Here is a 23,729-nt window from a genome sequence, read left to right as displayed (position 1 = left end):
ATTGACAAATACCGCTATAAGGAGATTATCCTGGCCACCAATCCCACGGTGGAGGGCGATGCCACGGCGCATTTTATCGGTCATATTGCTGCCAAGTATCAGATCCCGGTATCCCAGATCGCCCGGGGCATTCCCATGGGGGGAGAACTGGATGCCATTGACGGTTCCACGCTGATGCGTTCCCTGGCCGGAAGACGGCCTCTCTGAGATTTGCGGAAGTGGCAGAGTTCCGGTGGCGGCGGTAAAATCAGCATAAGCCGCAGAGCGCTGACGGTATCAATAACAGCCGCGGCAGCAACAGCAAAGGAGCAGGAGAGTAATCGATGAATAAATACCATGTTGGCAGGAGACGAGCCCGGGCGGTGCATGATGCTCTTGATTTCTGGAAGGAGGAGGGCTATCTCTCTCAGGAGCAGTATGACAGTCTGAATGATTCCGTAGTGGCGGAATTTGATTGGACACGGCTGGCGTTTCATGCGGTCTGGCTTGCCGGACTGTGCCTGGTGGCGGGGCTTATTACGCTTTTGGCCAGTGACGTTATCGTGGCGCTTATGTCAAATGCTCCGGCGTCATTGCGGGCGTTTTCCGCCTTTGTGTCTGCTGGACTTCTTATTTACTTCGGTTTTCGGCTCCGGCTCCGGGATCATCCCCATATTAAAACCTACAGCGTTCTTCTGTTCCTGGGCTGCGTTCTCATTTCTCTGGGGTTTTCGCAGGTGGGACTGGCTCTGGACATGACTGAGAAAACCGTGCACTGGCTTTTCCTGCCGGCCTGCATGATTTACGGTCTCGTGGGCTGGTATGGCAAATCATCCCTGTCCTGGCTTTTTGCCCTGGCGGCTATGAGCTCGTGGCTGGGGGTGAAAAGCGGCTACTCCTGGGGCGGCTACTGGCTTATGGACTCGCAGCCCCTGGTCTCCCTGGCATACGGGATCGTTTTGACCGGGATTTCCCTGTTTCCGCCGTCGGCAGATATGCTGAAATCCCGGGAAGTGCACGGCGTAACTCAGGTATGGGGGCTTTTGTGCATTTTTATCCCCCTGTGGATTCTGTCCATCTGGGGCGCCGGAGAAGGGCGGGCCTCATTAGGCGAGCTTCTGGCCTGGTCGATTCTTTTTGCGGGAGCCGGAGCGGCTTCGTTTGTCGGAGGCTTAAAGCTGGAAAGCAACCGGTTTATCGGCTTCGGCATCACCTTCCTCTGCATTGAGCTCTATACCAAGTTTTTTGAATACTTCTGGGACAAGCTTAATACGGGGCTTTTCTTCATGATCCTGGGAGGAAGTCTGATTGCGCTGGTGTGGTACATCAAGAAGTATCGTCTGGAAAACCGCAAGCAGCTTCAGGAGGTTCTGGAGTAAGGACTGAGATTTTCAAGTAAGGGGCCCCGGATTCCGGGGCTTTTCATTTTCTGGGCGGAGATAAGCCCTCCCTGAAAATGTTCTTGAATTTATGAAAACCGTCCCTATTTATGATGCAGAAACAACAGACAGAGCCCCTGCTCCGGCATGCGGACAACAGCGATACCGCCAGGGATATGTATTTTGGGAGTATGAAAAATGACAGAAAATACTGAAAAGCGTGGTTTTCAGACAGAAGTAAAGCAGCTTCTTAACCTTTTGGCCAACAGCCTCTATTCCAACAAGGAGGTTTTTCTCCGGGAACTTATTTCCAATGCCTCCGATGCCATTGACAAGCTGCGCTTCGCCGCTGTTCAGGATCAGTCGGTATACGGCGATGATTCCAATCTGCACATTCGTCTTTCCGCTGACAAGGAAAAGAAGACCCTGACCATTTCCGATAACGGCATCGGCATGACCCGCGATCAGATCTGCGAGCACCTGGGCACCATTGCCAAGTCCGGCACCGCTGACTTCTTCAAGAATCTTTCCGGCGATCAGGCTAAGGATTCCCAGCTTATCGGCCAGTTCGGCGTAGGCTTCTATTCTTCCTTTATCGTTGCCGACAAGGTTACCGTTATCAGCCGCGCTGCCGGAGCTGCTCCGGATCAGGCGGTGTGCTGGGAGTCTGACGGCACCGGCGAGTATACCGTAAGCACCGTTACCAAGGCTGACCGCGGCACCGATGTTATTCTTTCCCTGAAGGAAGATGACAAGGAATACCTGGAGGACTGGACTCTGCGCAATGCCGTAACCAAGTACTCCGATCATATTTCCGTTCCGGTGGAAATGCTGGAAACCGTCAAGCCCGAGAAGAAGGACGATGACAAGGCTGAGGACAAGGCAGAAGACAACGCCGAGGAAAAGGCCGAGGACAAGAAGGAAGAAACCGCCGAATATACCGAGTGGAAGCAGATCAACGAGGCCAAGGCTCTCTGGATCCGTTCCGCCAAGGATATCACCGATGACGAGTACAAGGAATTCTACAAGCACATCTCTCATGACTGGGATGACCCGCTGACCTGGGCTCACAATCACGTAGAAGGCGCGCAGGAATATACCTCCCTGCTTTATGTTCCCAAGCACGCTCCCTGGGATCTCTTCAACCGCGAGCAGAAGCACGGCCTTAAGCTTTATGTGCAGCGCGTGTTCATCATGGATGACGCCGAGCAGTTTATGCCGGGCTATCTCAGATTTGTAAAGGGCGTTCTGGATTCCAACGATCTTCCGCTTAACGTTTCCCGTGAAATTCTGCAGGACAGCAAGCTTACCTCCAAGCTGAAGTCCGGCTGCACCAAGAAAGCTCTGCAGATGATCGGCAAGATGGCCAAGGATGAAAACCAGGACAACTACAAGACCTTCTGGAAGGAATACGGCTCTGTAATGAAGGAAGGCCTGGTAGAGGATTATGACAACCGCGAAGAGATTTTTGATCTCATGCGTTATGCCTCCACCCACAATGACAACAGCGAGCAGAATGTCTCCCTGCAGGATTACATTTCCCGCATGCCGGAGAAGCAGAAGAACATTTACTTCCTGACTGCCTCCACCTATGCCGCTGCCGCTTCCAGCCCCTATCTGGAAACCTTCAAGAAGAAGGGCATCGAAGTGCTCCTCATGACTGAGCGGGTTGACGAATGGGTAATGAACCAGGTTACCGAATACAAGGAAAAGAAGTTTGTTTCCGTAACCGCTTCCGATCTGGATCTCGGCGATCTCGAGGACAAGGAAGAAAAGGAAAAGCAGGAAAACCAGGCCAAGGAAAACGAGGATTTCCTGAAGAAGGTTAAGGAAGCTCTGGGCGAGCAGGTTACCGATGTTAAGGTTACCAATCGTCTTACCGATACCCCCAGCTGCGTTATCGGTCAGGGCAACCAGATGATGACCGCCCAGATGCGCCGCATTCTGGAGGCCAGCGGCCAGACTCTTCCGGATGAGAAGTACACTCTGGAGATCAACCTGGATCACGATCTGGTTAAGCACCTGGCTGCCGAGACCGATGAGAACCGCTTCAAGGACTGGGCTCAGCTGATTCTTGACGAAGCCATTCTGGCTGACCAGGGTGCGCTTAAGGAGCCGGCCAGATATGTGAAGCTGGTGAACTCCCTCCTCCTTAACAAGTAATTGAGGATATGCCGGGAGGGGTATTCTTTCCGACATTTCTGAACAGCAAGAGATGGGCCGGATGAAATATTCCGGCCTTTTTGTTTTTTGGTGAGAATGGTTAGGGAATTTGCGTGGCAGATGTTGCGGAGGGTGGCGGCGAAGGATATCTCTGAGCGGAGCTGCTGCCTTCATGGCGGCAAGGCCTTTATTGGGGGTGGTATTTTGAGAGTGAAATCCTGGTGCTAGTACGAAAAAACCTTCAGAGCTTGTACAGGCTCTAAAGGCTTTAATATCGGTTACCTCGTGAGGAATTATCTTTTAACCTTCCCCTTTTACGTACCAGCAGGGGTTTGCAGCTCCTTTCCGTCGGAATTCATCAGGAATTCTTTTCCCGAGATATTTCTTGGAAAATTCATCATTAGCCTTTTCGCCTTCAAAAAGAACTCGCTTTCCCGAAGCATTCTTTTTCCATTTGCAATTTTGATAGCAACCTACGACGATGCCGTTAATTGTGCCGACAACATAGCGATACTTCTCAGCGTTGGTAAGATTTAGTTTCCATTCGCCCCTTACAGCATGGTAGATAAGTTCTTCTTCCGATGCTTCGGGATATTCCTTTCTGGAATTCTCAATTGCAACATTGCTCGTTTTGATCAGAATGTACTTATCTTTTGGATCTCTCTCGTATTTAGGAAATTCTTCAAGGTGATGAGAAGACATATTATGTACCTCAAGTTATGAAATATTTGTTAATAGAATAAATTATCTTCTGATTTAGTCAAGTAAATTTTGTCAAACAAGTGCAAAATGTGAGCCGTGTAAAAAATAAAAACCAAGTACCTCTAAAAGATGATCTGATGTGTCTTATTAGCCTGTTTTTCCTTATCTTATTCCACAAACTCAGATCCATCCTTGAACCGGAAAACCAGTATACCGCAGCGTGCCAGCCGCCATAGCCTCCGTCATGGCCAAGATCTCCGGATCGAAGCCGGCTCATGAGAGTTATCTTGCAAGGTGAATACTTTCCGCCTCTGAAACCTCAAATCATCAATGCGTTTCTTGTCAGCTTGAAATATCGGAATATCCTGTTAAGAAATCCGTGTTCAGCGCATTTAATCAAACTCGCCAAAAGTTACGAAATCACTCTGTTTTGGCGAGTTTGATTGAGTGCCAGGAGGAAGATAATGACTCTGATCGCCAGAAAAGAAGAACAAAAGCTGTTGAACCAGGCGTTATGCAAACAGGAATCGCAGTTTATCGCGGTTTATGGCCGCCGCGGGGTCGGAAAAACATATCTCATTCGGAAATTGTTTTCCGAGCGGTTTTCCTTCGTCCATACCGGGTACTGCAATCTTTCCAGAAAGGAGCAGCTTTCCGTTTTCTTCAAATCCCTCCGAAAAGCCGGACTAAGCTCGAGGCGCCGCTGCCCGAAAAACTGGCTGGAGGCTTTTGATCTGCTGGAAATGGTTGTGGAACAGAGCACGGCAGAGAAAAAGCTCCTGTTTCTGGATGAACTTTCCTGGATGGATACTCCCCGCAGTGATCTCATCCCGGCATTGGAGCATTTCTGGAATGCCTTCGCCTCTGCCCGGAAAGACGTGATTCTCCTGATATGCAGTTCCTCTCCCTCCTGGGTTATCGATCATGTAATGCATAACATAGGCGGGTTATATAACCGTCTGACCCTCAGCATCCATCTGGAACCGTTTCAGCTATGCGAGGCGGAGGAATATACGCGTTCTCTGGGAGTCTCCCTGAATCGCCGGCAAATTCTGAAAGGGTATATGGCCCTGGGAGGGATTCCGTATTATTGGAGCCGTCTGAAAAAGGGGATGTCAATCGATCAGTATCTTGACTATCTCTTTTTCCGGCGGGGAGCCTTACTGAAAAATGAATGCTCCGGTCTCTTTGGTTCACTATTCAGGAAGCCGGAAATCTTTCAAAAAATCGTTGCGACCCTTTCTCAAAAGAAAATCATGACGAGAAACGAAATACTTAAGGCCGTGGGATTAACCAGCGCCGGGGGAGCATCAAAAATACTGCGTGATCTGGAGAACTGCGATTTCATCCGGGAATGCACGTCCTATGGAGAGCGAAAGGAACGGGTTTACCGGCTGATTGATCCCTTCATCCTCTTCTATTATCACTTCCTGGAACCCCGTCCCGGAGATACGGAATTCCGGATGGAGCGAGCAAATACCCCTGAAACCAGCCGGTGGCAGGATCTGGCCTTTGAAATAGTCTCCCGGCTTCACACCCAAAATATCAAAAACGCCCTGGGAATCGGCGCGGTGCTGACGGAAGAGTTTTCTTTTTCGGTTCCCGAAAATCTTGCGGAGGGCATTTACGGATCGCAAATTGATCTTGTTCTTAAACGGGCGGATCGCATCAGCAACCTTATCGAAATGAAATATTCAGAGGATGAGTATCTCATCACCAAAGCTTCAGATGAAGCAATGCGCCGCAAACGGTCGGATTATCAGCGCGTCTCCGGAAGCAAAGACACCATTCATCTGACCCTGATTGCTCCTTGCGGCGTGCTGCAAAACTCCTATGCCTGTAATCTGGCTTCCGTGGTAACCGGTGAGGATCTATTCCTGTAAGAGAGGACAAACCCGCCAAAAGTGAGTTTTTTGCTGCCTTTTGGCGGGGTTGTCTGCCGTGATGTTCCTGAGCAGGCCGGCATATGTATAGTTGTTAACAGGGGGAAGGCGCTGCCGAAACGCTGACAAAAAAAGGCAGCCATCATTGATAGCTGCCTTTAAGCTAATCCCGTGTTCTTATTAAAGTTCCGCCCGATAAGGTTTCAGAACCCTTTTAGCGCCATCTCGGCCCGTGTCCGCCATGGTGGTGCGGCCCCCCATGATGCGGCCCGTGATGATGGTAATGATGGGGCGGGGGAGGCGGATGGTGCCAGCCGCGGTGGTAGTGGTAGTACGGCGGCGGCGGGGGCGGCGGACGATGCCAGTAAACCACCGGAGCAGGCGGAATCGGGGCAGGCGCTACGGCGCAGAAGGGGCCGGTGCACAGATAAACATTGGCAAATGCCGAGGGAGCGGCCATAAGTCCGCACAGCAGGGCTGCCATATATAAAAACTTACGCATTTTTCATTCCTCCAGTTGTTGCGGGGAGTGATGTTCGGAAAGCCTGAAATTCCCCGGTACGGGCCCGGAGCTCGAGGCTCAAAATCTCTTACTGCTGATAATTATGACATGAATTCCCGGGATAAGTTTCCCTGAGACACAATCTGTAACAATTTGCAAGATTGTGTGAAGAGCCACCGTTTTTACGATGATGACTTGAGACGGGATTCGCGCTGCGGACAGAATCCGGTTCTGTATCAGGGAGCGGCCCAGGCAGTGCTTTTCAGGCCGCGAACACAAGGCGGCATAAGGTTTTTTCCGAGGCGGCGGGGAGCGACGGCCCATTTCATGATTTACTTTGTGACCTTGCTACTAATCTGACTCTCGGGGATGCGGTCTTTATTTATGAGCTGACAAAAGACGGATAAAATGAGAGGCAATGATTCTGTGGTGTCTGTTTCGTTATGCCTGGGGAGGTGCTTGTGAGATACGGTTCTGGTGCCTTGTGTTCAGCCTTGCTTTTTATGCTGTCTTCCGGCGGGGTTCAGGCAGTTTCTGACAGCGGATGGAGCTTTTACCGAGACGACGGCACGGTTTTTATGAAGCATGATGAGTACGGCACCATCATGATTGAACAAAGGGAATATCTTGATGCCTATCGTTTTCTGCACCGGATGGAGGAGACTGAGAAATGCCAGGTGGTGGAAAAGGAATCCTTTATCAGAGCTGAGAATTGCCGGGGCTTCAGCGTTATCGAGGCGGTGCAGAGCTCCAGAATCTTCGGAGAGGATGACCAGACGGGAGTTTTCTATCTGGGGCCGAAGGATAAAACCTCTCTCGACAAGCTGAATTTTGTGGTTGCCAGTCTTTCCGGAGTGCGGGAAGGCAGCTTTGCGGGCTTTCGGGATCTTCTCACCGGCTGGACAGAGGAACCCGCCCCCTGGGAGAGCATTATCAGGGATGAGCAGGCCCGGATGGAAAAGCTGGGGGAGGATTACGACGAGATCAACTACTGGGAATACCATGTCATAAGACCGGGCTACTGTTCCTATACCTTCAGTCATGACAAGACCGGCATGAGGATTATCTTTGAGAATGCCGGATATATTATCGCAGGCGATACGGTTCACAATGTTTCCATGAGACTGGGAAAGCGCTACGGCTGCGGCAAAGCAGAACCGGTGCCGGATACCTTTTATAAAACGGACAGCGAGGAAGCTAACGGGAAAAGGCATGACATCAAAAATCCCTATGCCGGACTCTATGCCATGGAATGTCTGAACAACACCAGAATTTACGTGGCTGATAACGGCGGCGGCATCTTTTATGACTACGTGGTAAAGCTGCCTTCTCAGACGGAGATTTCCCTTGCCGAAGAAAAAGCTCCGGATGACAAGGGAAGCCCGGGAGAGCAGGCTCAGGATGCCGTAAAGGAAGCTCCGGCAAATGATCCGGCATTGCCCGAAGAAGTGGTCAAAGCGGAGACGGCTCAGAAGCCTTCCGGAGAAAAACCGGCGGATGAGGACACCGCCGGTGTCAAGGACAGTAAAGACGGTGATGCCGCAGACAATGCGGAAAAGCAGGCGGTGCTGCACGATCTTCTGATACGGGAATTTATCAGGAATACGGAAATACTTAATCCGGCTTTCTGACAACAATGCAGCTTAAGGAGCGTTACCTTAAAAATCATGCGAGGCGGTTTTATGAGGATTTTGGGGACAGGGCTGGCATTAGCGGCTTTATTTCTTCCGCGGGTTCTTTTGGCTCAGAATCCGAGCTTTAACAATGACGGCTGGACGCTGGTCTGGGACGGCGCCGAGGCTTTTATGTCCCGGGAGTCTCTGGGAGAGATCCGCATGGAGTCGATATTCGCCCTGAACTCCGCCAGAGTTCCGGAATATATGAAGGAGGTGAGCCTGATGCACGGGTGCGCCAGCGGCATTGCCGAAGGCGGATCCGAACTCAGCGGCTGCGGGGAATGGGAGATTGTGGAGGTGCTGAAGGATGCCCATTATCAGGGCACCGGCGCCTGGTACCGGGTTTTCTTCTATCGTCCCACCAAATCCGGAGCTCTGCCGTTAATGCGATTCACCGCCCGGAGCATCGCCGGAAGTGATCCCCTGACTCCGGAGATCATGGAGACGCATTTTCCGGAATGGACAGCGCTGTCCCATGATACCGACAATATGACCTACACCTATGCCCATAAAGAAACCGGGGCTGTGGTGACCTTTGAGAAAACTGGACTGTATCTTAACGGCGATACCATTGAATCTGTAACCGACAGGCTGCAGAATCTCTACCACTGCGGCAGCGTTGTGCCGGCGGGACGCCTGACAGCGCCGAAGGGGGCAAAAAAGCCGGAATATCCCTACGCCGGCGGAGTAAAAATGCACTGTCCGGATCATACGGCTGTTTATGTGTTTAAAAACAACGGCACGGTTATCTATGACTTTGTCATCAGGGCGGACAGTCCTGAGGCTGAAAAGGCCGGGATTTCCTTTATTCTGAAAACCGAAGAGCTTAACCCGCTGATGTAGCCTGTTTCTGAGGAAGATCCAGGAGCGGCTCCTGAGGAGCATCCCTGTTTTCAGAAATCGCTGAACTCTCAGGGCTTCCCGTTAAGGACGGCTGCCACGAGCGGGAATTAATCAGTCCGGGGTCTTTTTTCCGGCAGCCCGGACGTTAAGGTACCAGTTCCAGAGACCCACAAAAATGCCGCCCCCGATAATGTTGCCGATGGTTACGGGGAGCAGGTTCCTTACAATGAAATTATCCACGGTGAGCCCCTGATATTTGGCGATGTCCAGGCCGGCATTGCTCCAGAATGAAGGTTCGGCAAAGTTCACGATGCTGATGCCGGCGGGGATCATGAACATATTGGCAATGCTGTGCTCGAAGCCCGAGGCCACAAACATGCCCACCGGGAAGATCATGGCCAGCATCTTGTCGGTGAGGGTTTTTCCGGCAAAGCCCAGCCAGACGGCCAGACAGACCATGATATTGCAGAAAATGCCCAGCGTCATGGTTTCCAGAAAACCCCGAAACCAGCTTTCTCCCTCCCGGAAATGGGACAGCTTGTGGAGAGAGGTATCCAGAACCACCTGCCCCCACTGACCGTGAAAGGCATCGTACTGCCGGGCCAGCAGCACCAGAAAAACCACAAAAAGCCCTCCGGCCAGATTGCCGCAGTAGACGATGCCCCAGTTTTTGAGGAGCTGCCGCCATGAGGTAAGTCCGGAAGCCCGGGCTACCAGAGTCAGGGTGGAGGAGGTGAAGAGCTCGCCGCTTAAGAGCACGCAGAGCATCAGCCCGAGAGAGAAGCAGAGTCCTCCCACAAGCTTGCCGTGTCCGTCCGCCAGAGCCGTGGTATAAAACATAAACGCCAGAGCGATAAAGGCTCCGGCGTTTATCGCCATAAGGAAGGCCTGCCAGGAAGGGCGGTTTGCCTTGTGTTCGGTAATGCTCTCGGCGGCTTTTGCTGTTTCCGCGGCGGACAGACAGCAGGGATGTTTTTCAGGGATCATGATGCAGCAGTTTTCTTCTGTGATGATTCTTTTGTTATTCTGTAAATAAAACCGGATCCGGCGCCGATCTCAGGGATGCCGGATATGCCGGCATTTTAGCAGAGCCGGATTAATTGTTTAAAGCAAAAATGCCGGCTTATGGCAAAAAATTGTCAGGGAGGGGATTAAGTAAGGCCTTTCCCCTTATTTTGTAGTATCATAGTTCCGGAATTTGTAGGAAGAGCGCGGAGCGCCAGATCGCTTTTTTCTCTTTCGGGATCTAAACAACAGAAGGAATGACAATAATATGCGCATTATTCTCCTCGGGGCTCCGGGTGCCGGTAAGGGAACTCAGGCCCAGTATCTTACCAAAAAGTATGATATTCCCCAGATCTCCACCGGCGACATGCTGAGAGCCGCCATCAAGGCCGGCACTCCGCTGGGACTCAAGGCCAAGGAGGTGATGGATCGGGGTCAGCTGGTTTCCGATGATATCATTATCGGACTGGTAAAGGACAGAATCAAAGAGCCCGACTGCAAAAACGGCTTCCTGTTTGACGGCTTTCCCCGCACCATCCCTCAGGCTGAGGCCATTGATACCAGCGGCATCGGCATTGACGCCGTGGTGGAAATTTCCGTTCCTGACGAAGAAATTGTCAAGCGCATGAGCGGCAGAAGGGTGCATCTTGCTTCCGGCCGTACCTATCACGTGGTATTCAATCCTCCTAAGGTTCCCGGCAAGGATGACGTAACCGGAGAGGATCTGGTGGTGCGTCCGGATGACGAGGAAGCCACCGTAAGAAGCCGCCTTGAGGTTTACCACAATCAGACCGAGCCCTTGGTGGCTTTCTATACCGCCAAGGCTGACCGGAAGGAATGCCGCTTTGTAAAGGTTGACGGCACCAAGCCGGTTAACGAGGTCAGCGCCAGTCTGGATCGGGAGCTCGCCTGAGTTTTTCGGAAAAGACCTGGTCATGTCCGGTTGTATTTAGTCACGTCAGAGACCCGCAGCAGGCATGCCAAAGCCGGTCTCAGAATCAGGAACACAGCCTCGGCCGGGGCTGTGTTTTTCGTATCTGTCCTTAAATTTGCGAAAGATCTCCGTACGGAAGTCCGGGCCGGGGCGGTCAGAGACATCCCCGGACGGAAGAGAACAAACGGAATATCGCAGTGCTGCAGATGCAGCGCAGGGCAAAAGGAGGGTAATATTTTGGAAGACCTTGCTGTCATGGCCGGGCCCCTGGGGCCCGTGCTGCTCCTGTTAGGCCTTGCCGTGCTGTTTGTATCTCTGTGGTGTCTCCTTTATACGGAGCTCTCCTTTCGGGGGTTTCGGAAGCTGGAGAAGGGGACTCCTCCGGGCTCTCTGGGGCTTAAGGATCTTACGGACTATCAGGGCCGGAATCCCGGGCTTCTCTTTCTCCGGGAAATTTTTCAGGAAAACCCCCGGGAACGGGAGGATTTCAGAATGCTGGCGGCATTTTTTGCGGATCGGGCCTTCCGCCGGGTTACGCATCGGGTGCGTTTTATCAGACTGGCCGCGGTAATAGCGCCGCTTCTGGGACTCACCGGCACGGTGCTGGGCATGGTAACGGTGTTTCGGGATCTCTCCGGATCTCAGGCTCCGGATCCCGCCTTGCTGGCCTCCGGTATCTGGCAGGCTCTCATTACCACTGTTATGGGGCTTTGTATTGCCGTGCCAGCCAGCTTCTTTCACTGGCACCTCAGCGGGAGACTGCGGGATTTTCGGGCGGAGGTTCTGGGGTACAGCCTCCGGATCCGCCTTTCTTTGACGGCGGCGTCCGGGGGAGAGACAGAGCATGACTGACCCCTGGGATTTTGCTGCGGAGGACGAGGTTTCTCACAGCGACCTCACGCCTCTTATTGATGTGGTGTTCATGCTCATCATCTTTCTGGTGCTTACCGCAAGCTTTATGAAACCGGCTTTGGAGGTGGAGCTTCCGGCGGTTTCCGGAGATCCGGCCCTGCCGGTAAGCTCCGAGATCCGGGCAATGCTTAATGCCCGGGGAGATCTTTTTGCGGACGGCGCCTCCTGTACTCCGGAGGAGCTTCGGGATCTCCTTTCCCGGTACCCCGATCGCCGTCTTAATATCATGGCCGACAAAAGCGCCCCCTTTCAGAAGGTGGCGGAGATCATGGAGATCGCCGGACGGGAACGGGCCGGCCGCTTTGTGATCACGGTTACCGGCAAACCTGCCGGGGATTCCGGAGCCGGCGCAGCTGAAAACTCAGTCTCAGCCCCGGCTGCAAACACCTCCGGGGGCGGCCTTTGAAGCTCCCGGATTTGGGGATCCGGAGCCTCTTTTCCGGTGAGCGCCCCGATATCGCAGCTTCTCTGGGCACGGCGCTTTTTGGCGGTCTTATTTTGCTGATTTTCTTTCTGGTTTTGCCTGAAATCCTTCAGTCTCTGTCCCGGCATCAGCTTCCGGAATCATCCTCCAAAATACCAGTGACCGGCGGGCTCCTGATTCTGGCCGGGCCTGTCGCAGCCCAGGCTTCACCGGAGCAGCCTGCTTCTCTGCCTTTTTCATTGCCATCTGAAGCCAGTTCGGATCCTGCCGCCGCTCCGGAAGCCTTGTCTTCTCTGTCAGACTCCGTTCCAGCCTCGCCCCCTTTGCCCCCGGCTCACTCCTCTTCCCAGACTCCTTCATCTTCCCCGACACCTCAAAAGCCCATTTCTCAGGAGTCTGTCAGGGAGTCTCCGGCCCCGAAGCCCCGTCCGGTAACCCCGTCCCGGCCCCGGAAGGCGTCCGGGCCTTCTGCCGTAACTCCCCGCCGGGAGCGGCAGGGGGAGGCGGCTTCCCGTTCAGAATTATCTGATAAAAAGAAAAACGGCTCCGGCTTTCCGGAAAAATCCGTAACTTCAGCTGCGGGCTCTCCCGCCGCTCCGGCGGAGCCTTCCCGGGAACCCTTAAGGCAGGATGCCGGAAGGGCGGCCCGGGAGGGGCATCTTAAGGGAGCCGGACTTATCCGCCGGGAAATCGAAAGACTTAAAAGATATCCCCCCCGGGCTCTTCGGAACGGTATTGAGGGGAGCGGGGCGATTCTGGCAGATGTCAGCGCCTCCGGAAGGGTCTCCGGAGCCCGGGTCAGCAAAAAAACCGGGAATCGTTTTCTGGACGGATCTCTGGAGGAGGTTGCCGCCGGCATTGTCGGCTTTGATACCGGAATTCCGGGAGAGCCCTACCGGACGGAAATCCCGGTGCGCTATCTGATAAGTCCCCGCTGATAAAGCGACGGAGCTGGGAAGAGAGAAGCGGCGGCGGGAGACCTCTTTCAGCGCGCTGCGAAACGCTTTTTCAGCGGCGCACGCTGCGGTATTCGTGATTGAAGCTCTTCACTATTCTCTGGGTGAGTTCGTTGGTGGATAAGGCCAGCATGGAGACTCTTCCCATGTCCACCGGTTTTCCCTGATCCAGGATCAGCACCTTGTCCGCCAGATGCTTGATGGCATCGAGATCGTTGAGACAGATAATGAGAGACATCCGGAAGCGTTTCTGGAGATCCAGAAACTTGTTGAAGAAATCCATTCTCAGAATGGCATCCAGCTTTTCCACCGAGGAGTCCACCAAAAGGGCCTGGGGCCGCAGCACCAGGGCCCGGGCCAGGGACAGCCGGAGCTTCTGGATGTCCGTAAGCATATTGAGATAGTATTCCAGATGCTCCTCCCGGAGCCCCACATATTCGGCGGTGTAGCTGATTCTTCTGGCAATGTCCTTGGGGGACAGATCGGTGTTCATGACCAGAGGCGTTTCCAGAATTTTCTTCACCCTGATATGGGGATTCAGAGCGGTGTCCGGGTTGGGGTACATCATCCGGATGATGGACACCCGATCCCGGCGTTCATAATCCCGGATGTTCTTTTCATAAAGGAGGATGTCGCCCTCGTAGTCTGGGCCGCTGCCGTTCAGGATCTGCAGCAGGGTGGATTTTCCGGAACCGGCATCGCCGCAGATGGCCAGGGTCTCTCCCTGAGCCAGAGTGAAGGAAACATCGGTCAGGGCGCGGGTTGTCTTCTGGAGAAAGAAGTATTTGCCGGTGCTGAATGAAGCGGACAGTTTTTTCACCTGCAGGAATTTCGGGGTTATGCTGTAAGCCATGAAGGGCTCCTATTTATTTTTATTCAGCGGATAATGGCAGCAGAAGAAGCCGTTCTTTACGCGGGTAATGGGCGGCCTGACATTGCATTCCCGATCCGCGCAGGGGCAGCGGTTCCCCAGCGGGCACCCCACTGGGGGATGCTGAAAGTCCGGATGATCTCCGCCGGGCACCTTGAAGAAGCTCTTCTGGCGGGAGGCGGCTCCGGTGTCGGGAATGGCATCAAGCATGATTTTGGTAAAGGGGTGGTGCGGAGTTTTCAGAATTTGCGCCGTGGGGCCCTGTTCTACAATTTCCCCGAAATAGAACATATTGATGCGATCCAGAAGCCGGGCAATCGACCCCAGGTCGTTGGACACATAGACCACGGACAGGTGATTGTTCTGGTTAAGACCGTCGATAAGCCGCAGGATCTGAAGCTGGGACAGGGCGTTCATGGAGCTTATGGGATCATCAGCAATCAGAAGCCGGGGCTTGCGGCCCAATGCCATGGCGATATTAACCTTCTGGCACTGCGCCTCCGAGAGTTCGTGGGGATAGGCATTCAGGATGGCCTCGGTATCCTTGAAACCCACCTTGTGGAGCAGAATGTCGATTTCCCTTTTTTTCCAGAACAGCCGCTTCCAGATTTTTTTGGGCCGGGCGGTATTGGGCAGGTTTTCCAGCATCTGCTCTCTTACGGTGATCAGGGGATCCAGACTGCGGGTGCCGTTCTGCAGCATGATGGCCACTCTTTCCGAGAGAAACTGTCTTCTCTGGTGCAGGGTTTTGCCGGTAATGTCGATATTGTCAAAACGGTAGCGGTCAAAGCTGATTTCCAGATTGCGGCTGTGAATGCCGGCAATGGCCTTGCAGACCAGGGATTTTCCGGATCCGGAGGTGCCGATAAGGCCGACGATTTCGCCTTCGTTGACGGAAAAGTCCAGATTTTTGCAGATGGGGATCTTGCCGTTCTCGGTTTTGAGAGAAATGGACAGGTTTTTAATTTCAATTAAAGCCATTTTTTTCTCCCATGGTCAGCACTCTGCCGATGCCGTGTCCTACCTGGGCGATGGCGGCAATGGTGATGCCGATGGCAATTCCGGGAATAATGGCCTTGGAGTTGCCGATATAGATAAGATCCATGCCTGAAATCAGCATGCTCCCCCATTCCGGCTCCGGAGCCTGAGCTCCCAGCCCCAGATAGCCGATGGCGCTGATATCCAGCACGGCCACGGCAAAGGCTTCCCAGAAATTGATGGTAATCACCGAGAGAATGTTGGGAATAATGCATTGCAGAGTCAGCTGCAGACGTGACGAACCGTCAAGAATGTTGGCCTTGATATAGTCTTTGACGATTTCATGCTTCACGGCATTGTAGGTGGTGTGAATAAATCGGGGCAGGAGAGAGATGGCTATGGCCAGGGACGCATGGGGCAGGGTGGGGGACAGAATGGAGACCACCACAAACACGATGAGAATCGAAGGTACGGCAAAAATGATGTCAAAGGAGTGTCTGACGAGGCTGCTCCGGATGTGATGGCGGTCGATTCCGGTGAGGATTCCCAGCACAATGCCGGCGGCCGAGGCGCAAACAGTGGCCAGAAAGGCGAAGGCGATGGTATTGGCTCCGCCGTGGAGGAGCCGGGAGAGAAAGTCCCGGCCGAATTCGTCGGTGCCCAGAAAGTGCCGGAGCTCGCCGCCCTCAACCCATGAGGGGGGCAGCAGTCTTTTGGTAATGTCCTGAGTGTAGGGATCCATGTTTACAAAGGAAGGGATCACGAAAATCACAATCAGGATCAGGAAAAGCACGATAAGCCCGATAACGTCAGTGGTGCTTTTCTTGTAGAAATGCCAGAAAATCTGCCGGTCTGACAGGACCTTGTCATAGCTTGGTAAATTCATGAAAATCCCCGTCTCCGGTCTTTGCCATTAAGTCCTCAGGAACTGAGATGCCGTTTTTGCTGCTAATCCTGCTTCCGATCCTGCGGCTCCTGCCGCCGGCCTGCGGCTAATGCTGCCTTTCTGTCTGCCCCGGTTATTTTAACCCCGTTTCGTTTTCCCTGCATGACCTCCGGAAAAAAATCCGCTTAAGCCGCGGGTACGATCCTGTACCGGTCAGATATTCAGGGTGATGCGGCGCTTCTCCGGGAAGAATACCTCTCCCATGATATCGATAACGGTATTAACCAGCAGGAAGATAATTGCCAGCACAAAAATCGCCGTTTCCAGCACGGCATTGTCGGAATGCTCCACGGCATTGGAGATCCAGATGCCGGTACCGGGCCATTCAAACACCACCTCCACCAGAATAGTGGCCGAAAACAGATTGCACAGGATTATTTTTACCTTCGGCAGGATGGAGGGAATAATGTTCAGAAAAATATGCTTCCGGGCCAGGGAGAACTGGCTCTGGCCCCGGGAAATGGCCATTCTGATAAAGTCCATTTCCGAAATGGTGAAGGAGGCTCTCCGGGCCAGCAGAAAAAACTGGGTGGCGGGCATAAAGGAAAGCACAATCACCGGCAGCACCAGATGATCCAGCATGCTTTTGATGCAGGCGGGATCCATGGTGAGGATGGAGTCGATGAAGATGCTGCCGGTGACCTGCGGCACATCGCAGAACAGGCTGATGTTGCCGGCGGTGGGCAGGATTTTAAGCTCCACCGCGAAAATGGTGATCATCATCTGTCCCAGCCAGAATACCGGGAAGGAGGTGGTCAGCCTGAGCATGGTGGTAGTCCCTTTAAGCAGCATGGAATGGTGGTTGAGACCGGCGGCGATGCCCGCCACGGTGCCGGCGACAAAGGACAGAATAAACGAAAAGAAGATAAGCTCCAGGGTGGAGGGCAGGTAGGTCTTGAGCTCGTAGATCACCGGAAGCTTGGAGCTGGTGCTGATGCCGAAGTTGCCGCGGACGATGGAGCTGGTGAAGTAAAAATAATCCCGCACCAGCCGGTCAGCTTCAAATTCGGTGAGTCTGATGTGCATCCAGAAGAGAATGACGGTCAGCACAAAGAAGACAAACAGGAGCACAAGAAGTCTGCGGGCAATGAATTTCAGCATTAATGCCCTCCTTTGGCAGCCGGAGCGGCGCTGTTTTTACGGGGAGCCGGAGCAGGCTCAGGCTTCCCGGGGTCGTTATTATTCCCGGCGGCCGGGGCTGCGGGGGGATTTTTGGGATCCGCTGCAGGACTGGCTTCAGGCGCGGGTTTTCCGGAGGCGTCCGGGACGGGCTCGGGAAAGTCCGCCTTCTGATTTTTAGTCCGGGACTCTCCGGAGGGAGCTGATTTGTCCGGCGGAGTCAGATCCTTTGGGGCATTGCCCGGAGATCCCGCGAGGGAGCGGATGGCTTTCGGCGGGGCGGGAAGATCCTCATCCTCGTAATAGACATTCCGGAAATCCAGACCGCCGGCGGAGGTGGTGCGGAGGCCTTTGAGATTCCCCAGAGCCACATAGCGGTTACTGGAATAGAGGAGCGGCACCAGGGGCATTTCCTCCAGCAGAATATGTCTGGCGTTAAGGTACAGGCTCATTTTTTCATTCTCGGCCAGCCGGCGGTTTTTCAGGTTATTCATGATGCTGTCAAAGTAGGGATTGCACCAGCCGGTGAAGTTATTCATGAACTCGGAATCGGTCTGTCTCCGGCGCACGGCCTTCCGGCAGGCCAGAAGGGGAGCGATGGCCGAATCCAGATTGGAGAAGATGTTGATAATGGCGACATCGAAGTTGCCGCTCCTTAGCTTGCGGAGACCGGTGTCGGTGCGGTATTTGTGGATTTCCGACTTTACTCCGATGCTTTCCAGGTCGGACTTCAGCATTTCGGCAATTTTTATCTGATAGTTGCCGCCGCCGTTTTCCGATTCAAAAACTGATATGCGCAGCGGGGTTCTCCGGAGCTCCAGCACCGAGGCCAGCCGTTCCTCGGTGGTGGGTTCGGTATCCGGAGTGAAAATGCTGTTGGTGCCGGCCCGGGCTCCGATAATGTAGTGGCCCAGCCCGAAGTATACTGCCTCGTTAAGATCCCGGATGTTAATGGCGTCGGCAATGGTTCTCCGGGTGTGGCGGTTTTTCAGGACATCCCTTTTGGTGTTAAAGATGATAAAGGTGGCATTAACGGTCTTCCGGTTGTAGATCTTAAGCTCATTGCTGCCCCGGTGCTGCTCGATAAAGGTCAGCTGGCTGGCGGAGGGATTGGAGATAATGTGGCACTCGTTGGTGAACATCTGGGAGAGCCTTTTATTGATCTTCCAGGAGCGGTTTATCACCAGCTTTTTGATGCGGGGCTTGTCAAAGCGGTATTCCCGGAAGGGCTTGAGCTTCACGTAGCGCTCTCTTACGAAGCTGCTTTCCTGAAACGGCCCCGTGCCCACGGCATTGTAGTCAATGTATTCCGGGGGCAGGTTGTGCTCCAGGATGTAGTCCGCATATTCCTTGCTCAGGATAACGCTGTTGTCAATGGCCAGAAAATCCAGAAAATCAGGATCCGGCTCCTTCAGAATAAAGCGCACCACGTAGGGGGAGACGGCCACAATGTCCTTGATATTGTTCAGGGTTTCCGTTTTGGTGATGTAGGGAAAGTTCTCGAAAGGCTCGTAAAAGGGATTTCCCGGATCCCGCATTCTGTTGAAGGAAAATATGACATCCTCGGCTTGGAGCTCCCTGGTGGGGACAAAGGAATCATAGCTGTGAAATCTGACGGTTTTATCCAGAATAAAGGTGTATTCCAGCTGATCCTTGGAGAGTCTGGTGAGCTTTCCGACACCGGGCACTATTTCTCCGGTTTTGTTGTCCCGGCCGATGAGCCGTTCGTAAACCGCCTTGGACAGGGTGGAGGCAATGGGGGAGTACTGATATCTCTGAGGGTTCATGTAGGGCAGGGAATGCTCCGAGCAGTAAATGACGCCTTCGTGCGTCTTTGCAGCGGCGGACTGAGCATTTCCGGGCAGGGCAGTCAGGAGTCCCTGAAGCAGGATTGCAAGAGCGAGAATCAGTAAAAAACGCATGCCGGAGCTTACCATTTGGGTTCAGAGTCAGAATAAAGCCGCCGGGATCCGGAAGAGTTGGGGACACCGGCTCGGGAATATTTTACCATTTTAAGGCCCGATCCCGCACATATCCTTTGCGGGAATGAGAATACTGGGTGCGAGAGGAGTCTGGATAAGTAGTGCGGAGGAGGAGAGTTTTGCAGCAAATTGTAAGAAGCTTTTGGAATGGTCGGTGATCAGTTGTAGAATAGGCTAATTATGCAAAGTGATTTGAATTAGAAAATCCTGTCTTAGAAAATAATAAGACAGGATTAACACATTCATACGTAAAACGTGAGGAAATAAATTAGAAATGCAGAGGAGTATAATACGATGTTACAAACTAAAAAACATTATCCAGCAATATCCAATTAGGATTAGATATCTTGTCAGAATATTCTGAATTATTTATATATAAATCCTTTCCGTCAATATCTCGAACAAATCCCCATTTGATGTGATATTTTTGGGCATATGCTTTAAAAGCGTTGAATTTGTTTACGATTTGACGATCAATATTTCTACTTTCACCCTTAGTCTCTCCACCTTTAGTTTCAATAACCCAAACAGTACCATCATTTTTCATTACTATATAGTCAGCATAGAACAAATATTGATGCTGAAGAGCATCCAAATAGACAATTGAAAAATATTTTCTTCCTGAATCACCATTCTTATAAACCCAATCTATATCATTTCGATTCTGACAATAATCCTCAAACATTCTCTCACATTGACTTCTAGTAAATGCAGTATTATATCCTGATGAGTAATCTTCATATGAGTTTGATGAATATAATAATTCTGTAACAGGTTTGTGATATTTAAAAAAATCTTGTTCAGGTATTTTAAAAATTTCTTGTTTAGGTTCTAAAAATAAATTAGAGGTATCAAATCTTATCATTTCAGAAGTAATTTCACGAAATTCTTCTCGAAGTTCATGCTCATTGTTAATGACAAATGCATAGAATTCTGCAGTATTCAATGATAAAATTTTATACTTTTGATTTTTACCTTTCCTGAATAGTCTCTCAAGAATAGTTCTAACTTTATTTGTAGACATTCCTATTGATGATTTAATTGCGTCAGTGCTATGCAAGAATTGTAGTCCATGTTTATGAGTGTCAACCTTTATTCTAGTATTAATAAATGAATTTGCTGTCAACATAGAATTAGTACGAGCAAACAAACCTTTTAGTGCTTGACCTAGAATTGCATCTTCTATCTTATAACCATTAGATGCTAAGATTTGTTTGTTATTTGCTTTGTTTGATCCAAGATGATATTTTTTGCTGAGTTTAGTAAAAACTCGATGCAGCACATCTCGTTCACCCAATCCATTAAAATCACGATCTCTGTACTGCTTAACTAACTGAAAAGATTTGCATTTATCTTTTAAAAAGAGACGTCTGATTTCAAATGCTTCATTCTTCATTGAATCCAAAAGACCTGATTTATATTTCTCATCAAATGTATAGACGTAACAAAAATCAAGAATATCATCATCATAATGTTTTGCTTCAGGCATTCTTCTGATACGGCCTATAGTTTGAATTTCAAAATTTTCACTCATTCCTTCTCTTAGTTTTACAAGTATCTTTGCACGCGGACAATCCCATCCGGTACTTATAGCTTGTTTCATAAGAAGAAACACCGGTTTTGCATCATTGTCTGATAAATTATCAGGAAGATCTCTTTTATCTTCGCTCATCCATACGCTGACCAAACCATTATCTGTTGTATATCCCATTGATGATAATTTATTTTCAACAGATCTAATGGTTTCGGGCTGACCATTTGGAAATTGAATTAAAACCAAAGGATTTATGGTTCTTCCTTTAGGGAGGAATTTAGTATAACGATCATATATGGATTTTCTTTTTGCATCTGCTAAATCAAGTAAATAATCATAATCGTTATCTATTTGACTATTGTCTTCCACTCCTTCATTAACATAAATAGCTTTTGTTATTAATCCTTCATCTATGACATCAAGTTCATCAATTTTTATGAATTCATGGCTACTAATCTGGTTTGCCGTTGCACTAACTCTAATAATATTTTTTGCCGAAAAATGATTTATAATATCTTTGGCTTTAGAAGTATTGTTTGAATGTTCCTCATCAATAATGATAATAAATTCAAGATTGTTATGATGAGCTTCTGCAATACGGTCATAAAGATTTTTGCGTTCGCCTTCACGAATTGCCGTGTTATCTTTTTTTGTGATTAGTTCCCAGTTTATAAATGTTGTGCTTTCTTCTGTAAATCCATTTGCTAGAACATCAAATAAATTCTGAGTTAATCTATGAGGTGCTACACTCATCATTCTTTTTCGGCTTTGTTCTTCCAGATCCCCTTTTCCAGGGCATAGCCATATAAAAGCTACATTTGTGTTAAGCTTATTTAAATATTCTTCAATATAATCAATCAGCATGATTGTTTTGCCAGAACCTGTGGGTGATTGAAGAATTATAGTCTGTCTGCTATTACTATCTGAAGTTACTTCAAGCAGTTTCATAACTGTTTGTTCTTGAAAATTAAACAGTCGAACGTCAATCCCGTTTACCATAATTCACCTGCTTCTCTTAATTCAAAATTAAAATAATAATCTGGAATAGTATGAATCTCGATATCTTTGAATAACATATTCTGTTCTGTATTAAATAAAACATCTCGAGCAACATACAACGCTTTTACGTCTGAATATTCTTTCCAATGAGATGAAAGATTGTCAGCTTGCTCATCGTCTAAAATCATGATATAACGTCTTCCATCTAATTTAATTCCATTCTCTAATTCAATCATCTCAGCTACATGTTCTAGTAGAACATCTTGAATATTATCAGAGTCTTTTGGAACAAAATCCGTCTTAAAATATTTGAGATTTGCGGGAATTTTATATGTGTAAGGTGCTCCGTTCTTTTTTGTACCTGTAATAACATTTTTAATTCTTTGGTACGTAATATCTTTGCAGATATTATTTTCGTTATTAGTGCACAGTATAAATGAAATTTTTGGATATTTGTTTTTTAAAGTTAAAACTACCTCTCCTGTAGTACCTGAACCAGCAAAAAAATCAAGAATAATTGGGTGTGAATTATTTGTACTTAATACAGTATCCAGTAATTGTTGAATTAAACGAATTGGTTTTTTTCCGTTTTTGAATGATACTCCACCTTCATTGATAAGATTACCGCCATCAGCAGAAAAACCCTTCCATAAATTACCTCTTATTGATCTTTCTCCATAATTTCTATGATAATCATCACAGCATCCCAAGCGGTCTGAATATTTAAATACTGTTAATAATTTGGAATCACTTTTATATACATATTTGCCATTGTATGTAAAAATAGTGTCATCAGGGATATTATAATTGTCATCTTTTATTAAAACTTCATCAGAAGATAATCTGTATAAATTATCTGAAATTTCATCACTATACAACCATTCACGAACTGTATCATTACATAATACCATTTTCCCCAAGTTATCTAACGATATTTTCATCTCATATTGTTTGAAGATATTTGATATAGTTTTATTTTGTTCAATCACTTGAACTAAACTCTGTGTTTGATTTGTTTCAGTATTTAGAAATAGATTATAGTGTTTATCGAATCCCATAATGTAATCGTATTTTGGATTTTTGATTGGTTTACTGTTTATGTTTCTAGAATAACCTAAAACAAATTCTGTGGTTTTCACTACACTTCCGTTTATTGCGGCAAATCTCCTTGTTCCAGCAACATACGATGTTTCTATGTGAAAATCCGCAACAAAATTTTTTTCACCAAAAATAGAATCTAATAATAGTTTTAACTGAAATCCTTCTGTAGAATCGATTGATATCAGAATAATCCCATCGTCTTTTAATAATTGTTTTGCTATTATCAACCTTTCAAATATAAATGAAATCCATTTAGAATGTCTGTAAGCGTCATTTTTGTCAACGTAATTATCATCGTAAATAAAATCTTTATTACCAAGGTTATACGGAGGATCGATATATATTACATCAATTTTTCCCTTATGCGTTTTTTCAAGAAGTTTTAAACTATGCAGATTATCTCCCTCTAGAAGAAAATTATATGGTAATGATTCATCTGAAATAATCTCTCTTGATTTATCCTCGGTAAAGACAGGAATGTTATCCTTTAGCATTTCATCTACATTTTCAGAATGTTCTTCCCAAACTAATCCGTATTTTTTGTTGGTTAGTTCGTTTTTAAGCATACTGATAGTGTTCAGTGATTCTGCATCAGTAGGGTCTTTGAGATTATTTTTTAGAATTTCAATTTTCGAGAGAAGATTGTCTCTTTTGATTTTCGATAGGTTAGTCATGAATAACTCCTTGTAGTAGTTTTACAAAAGAGTCATTCGCATAACCAAAGAAGCAATACGATATGAGGTTTGCAGCAATTGATATAAGTGAAGCGGGAGTGGGAATGTATCTAAAATTTACGCCGCCCCCGTTTTAAAAGTTTTTTAACATCATTTATACCAATCCA

At 49.2% G+C, this 23,729-nt stretch carries 20 protein-coding genes; 10 read left to right on the top strand and 10 right to left on the bottom strand.

Annotation, left to right across the window (positions count from 1 at the left end):
• From ACJROR_RS03180 to htpG, 3 genes are all read left to right on the top strand, one after another.
• The coding region (locus ACJROR_RS03180) for a toprim domain-containing protein (RefSeq protein ID WP_406545827.1) at positions 1-207 on the top strand (207 nt) is incomplete at its 5' end.
• Between the two features lie 116 nt (positions 208-323).
• Positions 324-1,358, top strand: coding sequence for a hypothetical protein (locus tag ACJROR_RS03175; protein ID WP_406545826.1), 1,035 nt, complete (start codon positions 324-326; stop codon positions 1,356-1,358).
• Between the two features lie 198 nt (positions 1,359-1,556).
• A complete protein-coding gene (gene htpG / locus ACJROR_RS03170) occupies positions 1,557-3,521 on the top strand; it encodes a molecular chaperone HtpG (RefSeq protein ID WP_406041718.1) in 1,965 nt (654 codons plus the stop codon).
• Positions 3,522-3,821: 300 nt separating this feature from the next.
• Here htpG and ACJROR_RS03165 read toward each other — a convergent pair whose 3' ends face one another.
• Entirely contained in the window at positions 3,822-4,223 is a 402-nt protein-coding gene (locus ACJROR_RS03165) for a hypothetical protein (protein ID WP_406545825.1), read from the bottom strand.
• Between the two features lie 464 nt (positions 4,224-4,687).
• Here ACJROR_RS03165 and ACJROR_RS03160 point away from each other — a divergent pair, with 464 nt between their 5' ends.
• Entirely contained in the window at positions 4,688-6,106 is a 1,419-nt protein-coding gene (locus ACJROR_RS03160) for an ATP-binding protein (protein ID WP_406545824.1), read from the top strand.
• 214 nt (positions 6,107-6,320) lie between these two features.
• Here the strand turns inward: ACJROR_RS03160 and ACJROR_RS03155 are convergent, their stop codons facing one another.
• Entirely contained in the window at positions 6,321-6,608 is a 288-nt protein-coding gene (locus ACJROR_RS03155) for a hypothetical protein (RefSeq protein WP_406043160.1), read from the bottom strand.
• A 578-nt stretch (positions 6,609-7,186) separates the two neighbouring features.
• On the opposite strand from ACJROR_RS03155, the gene ACJROR_RS03150 reads away from it, so the two are divergent.
• Together ACJROR_RS03150 and ACJROR_RS03145 are read left to right on the top strand one after the other, a co-directional pair.
• The gene (locus tag ACJROR_RS03150; RefSeq protein ID WP_406545823.1) at positions 7,187-8,239 is read left to right on the top strand and encodes a hypothetical protein; all 1,053 of its coding nucleotides are present in this window, start codon (positions 7,187-7,189) and stop codon (positions 8,237-8,239) included.
• Positions 8,240-8,290: 51 nt separating this feature from the next.
• Entirely contained in the window at positions 8,291-9,127 is an 837-nt protein-coding gene (locus ACJROR_RS03145; RefSeq protein WP_406545822.1) for a hypothetical protein, read from the top strand.
• 111 nt (positions 9,128-9,238) lie between these two features.
• Here ACJROR_RS03145 and focA read toward each other — a convergent pair whose 3' ends face one another.
• Positions 9,239-10,114, bottom strand: a complete 876-nt coding sequence (focA, locus tag ACJROR_RS03140; protein WP_406545821.1) for a formate transporter FocA — start codon at positions 10,112-10,114, stop codon at positions 9,239-9,241.
• A 286-nt stretch (positions 10,115-10,400) separates the two neighbouring features.
• On the opposite strand from focA, the gene adk reads away from it, so the two are divergent.
• The 4 genes from adk (at position 10,401) to ACJROR_RS03120 (ending at position 13,340) form a co-directional block, all read left to right on the top strand.
• Positions 10,401-11,045, top strand: coding sequence for an adenylate kinase (adk, locus tag ACJROR_RS03135; protein ID WP_406043152.1), 645 nt, complete (start codon positions 10,401-10,403; stop codon positions 11,043-11,045).
• Positions 11,046-11,303: 258 nt separating this feature from the next.
• Entirely contained in the window at positions 11,304-11,918 is a 615-nt protein-coding gene (locus ACJROR_RS03130; protein ID WP_406545820.1) for a MotA/TolQ/ExbB proton channel family protein, read from the top strand.
• Positions 11,911-12,384 (top strand): ExbD/TolR family protein, encoded by a 474-nt coding sequence (locus tag ACJROR_RS03125; RefSeq protein WP_406545819.1) that lies wholly within the window; start codon positions 11,911-11,913, stop codon positions 12,382-12,384. Before ACJROR_RS03130 ends, ACJROR_RS03125 begins: the two co-directional genes overlap by 8 nt.
• Entirely contained in the window at positions 12,381-13,340 is a 960-nt protein-coding gene (locus ACJROR_RS03120) for a TonB family protein (RefSeq protein WP_406545818.1), read from the top strand. The genes ACJROR_RS03125 and ACJROR_RS03120 overlap by 4 nt, the downstream gene beginning before the upstream one ends.
• Before the next feature lie 70 nt (positions 13,341-13,410).
• Here the strand turns inward: ACJROR_RS03120 and ACJROR_RS03115 are convergent, their stop codons facing one another.
• The 7 genes from ACJROR_RS03115 to ACJROR_RS03085 form a co-directional block, all read right to left on the bottom strand.
• Entirely contained in the window at positions 13,411-14,211 is an 801-nt protein-coding gene (locus ACJROR_RS03115) for an ATP-binding cassette domain-containing protein (protein WP_406545817.1), read from the bottom strand.
• Between the two features lie 9 nt (positions 14,212-14,220).
• Complete coding sequence (locus tag ACJROR_RS03110) at positions 14,221-15,210, bottom strand: oligopeptide/dipeptide ABC transporter ATP-binding protein (protein WP_406545816.1); 990 nt, start codon at positions 15,208-15,210, stop codon at positions 14,221-14,223.
• Positions 15,197-16,093, bottom strand: a complete 897-nt coding sequence (locus ACJROR_RS03105) for an ABC transporter permease subunit (RefSeq protein ID WP_406545815.1) — start codon at positions 16,091-16,093, stop codon at positions 15,197-15,199. The genes ACJROR_RS03110 and ACJROR_RS03105 overlap by 14 nt, the downstream gene beginning before the upstream one ends.
• A 213-nt stretch (positions 16,094-16,306) precedes the next feature.
• The gene (locus ACJROR_RS03100; RefSeq protein WP_406545814.1) at positions 16,307-17,254 is read right to left on the bottom strand and encodes an ABC transporter permease; all 948 of its coding nucleotides are present in this window, start codon (positions 17,252-17,254) and stop codon (positions 16,307-16,309) included.
• Entirely contained in the window at positions 17,254-19,194 is a 1,941-nt protein-coding gene (locus ACJROR_RS03095) for an ABC transporter substrate-binding protein (protein WP_406545813.1), read from the bottom strand. Before ACJROR_RS03095 ends, ACJROR_RS03100 begins: the two co-directional genes overlap by 1 nt.
• 364 nt (positions 19,195-19,558) lie before the next feature.
• Positions 19,559-21,787: a DEAD/DEAH box helicase gene (locus tag ACJROR_RS03090; protein ID WP_406545812.1), complete on the bottom strand. Its 2,229-nt coding sequence runs from the start codon at positions 21,785-21,787 to the stop codon at positions 19,559-19,561.
• Positions 21,781-23,562, bottom strand: a complete 1,782-nt coding sequence (locus ACJROR_RS03085) for a site-specific DNA-methyltransferase (RefSeq protein WP_406545811.1) — start codon at positions 23,560-23,562, stop codon at positions 21,781-21,783. Before ACJROR_RS03085 ends, ACJROR_RS03090 begins: the two co-directional genes overlap by 7 nt.
• Between the last annotated feature and the right edge of the window lie 167 nt (positions 23,563-23,729).

The organism is Succinimonas sp., assembly GCF_045225735.1.
In the GTDB taxonomy this organism is placed as follows: Bacteria; Pseudomonadota; Gammaproteobacteria; order Enterobacterales; family Succinivibrionaceae; genus Succinimonas.
This window is presented reverse-complemented; position numbering and strand designations above follow the sequence as displayed.